Annotated in this window: 2 protein-coding genes; one reads left to right on the plus strand and one right to left on the minus strand. The window is 29.7% G+C overall.

The window, feature by feature from the left end:
• The coding region (locus tag BC961_RS00015) for a histidine kinase dimerization/phospho-acceptor domain-containing protein (RefSeq protein WP_121923822.1) at positions 1-1,341 on the plus strand (1,341 nt) is incomplete at its 5' end.
• 683 nt (positions 1,342-2,024) lie between these two features.
• Here BC961_RS00015 and BC961_RS00020 read toward each other — a convergent pair.
• Positions 2,025-2,270 (minus strand): transposase (locus tag BC961_RS00020; RefSeq protein WP_147440518.1); only part of this gene is annotated, 246 nt, incomplete at its 5' end.

The raw sequence follows: 2,270 nt of genomic DNA on the forward strand, positions 1-2,270 counted from the left end.
ATTAAGCAAAAAAGCGATGTGGCAACTCATACTGCTGAAACGGCCAACTTATGGATTGCTATTACAGGAACGTTATGTTTCTTGATTGCTTTTAACTTATTAGTAAATTTACCCAATAATATTGCCAATCCTATTAGAGAACTTACAGATAGTATCAAGGAAATTGCTAATAAAAATTACTCACAACGAGTAAATTTCATGAATCATAATGAATTTGGAGATTTAGCAAAATCATTCAATTCAATGGCGGAGAAATTACAAGAATACAGTAGCAGTAACTTACACAAATTATCATTTGAGAAAAAACGATTAGAAACCTTGATCAATAATATGCACGATCCAATTATTGGATTGGACAATACAGGAACAATACTATTTGTAAATAATGAAGCTTTGAAAATCATTGGTTTAAAATCTAGTGAAGTTGTAGGACAATTGGCCACTACTCTAGCTCTTACTAATGATTTAATGAAATCACTTATAATCAGCACACTGCGTGATGGTAACCAGAAAGTCGAGCCAATGAAGATTTTTGCAGATAATATTGAAAGTTATTTCGAGAAGGAAATTGTGAATATTAACATTAAACCAACCGGTGAAGACAAAACAATTGATATTGGCGATGTAATCATTCTAAGAAATATTACTGTTTTTAAAGAGCTAGATTTTGCAAAAACCAATTTTATAGCCACGGTTTCTCATGAATTAAAAACGCCTATATCTTCGATAAAAATGAGTTTGCAAATTCTTGAAAAAGAAGATACTGGAAAGATGAATGAGGATCAAAAACAATTAATTACAAGTATCAAAGAAGATAGTGAAAGATTACTAAAAATTACAGGAGAATTACTCGATTTATCTCAAGTAGAAACGGGAAACATACATCTAACCATAGAAAACAACAGTCCATACGAAATAATAAATTATGCGATAGCAGCTGTGAAAGTAAAAGCCGACCAAAAAGCAATAACTATTATGATCGATGCCGAAGAAAACTTACCATTTGTAAAGGCGGATAACGATAAAACAGCTTGGGTTCTCATTAACTTTTTAACAAATGCCATCACCTACTCCTCTGAAAATAGTAAAATTATTGTCAAAGTAAGAAAAGAGAATAACACAATCCTTTTTGAAGTTATAGACAAAGGAAAAGGGATTGATAGTCATTACAAGAATAAAGTTTTTGATAAATATTTCCAAATTCCAGGAAGTCATAAATTAGGAACTGGCTTAGGCTTAGCCATTAGCAAAGAATTTATTGAAGCTCAGAATGGTATAATCGGTGTAAAGAGTGAACTGGGATTAGGAAGTACTTTTAGTATACAATTAAATGCTGTTTGATCAACGATTTCAAAAATAGAATTTAAAGACTTTCCTTGCATAAAAAAAATTACTGTAAAATGAACTATGTAAAAGCAGAAGTAATTCGATTAATAAAAGATACTGCACAATTGGACACATGATCAACTACATACTTTCATAAGCTTGTCTAATACTTGAAGATAGAATAATTTAAAATATACGTGCAGTAGTTTGTATGTTTTATTTTTTTCAAAATGAAATCTTAGAATAGCTATTTGCTAATAAAAATAGCTATACACGGGAAAATTTAATCTAGAGTATATCATTTCGAAAATCACTTTCAACTATACCGATAGTGAATATTTGGCCATTTTTTTAATAAAATTTATTACCTTTATTCAATATAAAAAAAACAAAACTTTGGAAGTGACCCTATAGGTGTCCCTGTTCTTAAATAGTATATCGTAAACCCCTATAAATACTGGGAAAAACATAAAGGCAACGGAACCTCTTTCTCCGCGGAATTAAAACCCTAACAATTGATTTTCAATTAGTTAGGGTTTTTGTTTTTAAATTTTTCCGACATTTTCCCAACAATGAAATTGAATTTTATTTATTACATAGTATAACCCTATTTTACTGCTTTTAACTTATAAATTTAATTTTTGTACAAGTTCAGGAACCAAAGTCTATTTTTACGGATCAAGAACAAAACTTGGGGATTATGCAAATAACTTAGTTAATCTAAATAGGAAGAAATCAACTTTTCTGACTCCTCTATATTGATTCCTAAAGGCTTTTATTTTAGCATTAAAGGATTCTGCGGAAGCATTTGTACTTCGTTTGTCAAAATAGTTTAAGATAGAATCATAATTTATTTTTACAGTATTCATAATGGTGTTAAAGCTCTTAATCCCTAATTTATCTACATCATTATACCAATGCGCTAATTTTGTAATAGCAACAGT

The sequence above is a fragment of the Flavobacterium weaverense genome, from assembly GCF_003688495.1.
GTDB classification, from domain to species: domain Bacteria; phylum Bacteroidota; class Bacteroidia; order Flavobacteriales; family Flavobacteriaceae; genus Flavobacterium; species Flavobacterium weaverense.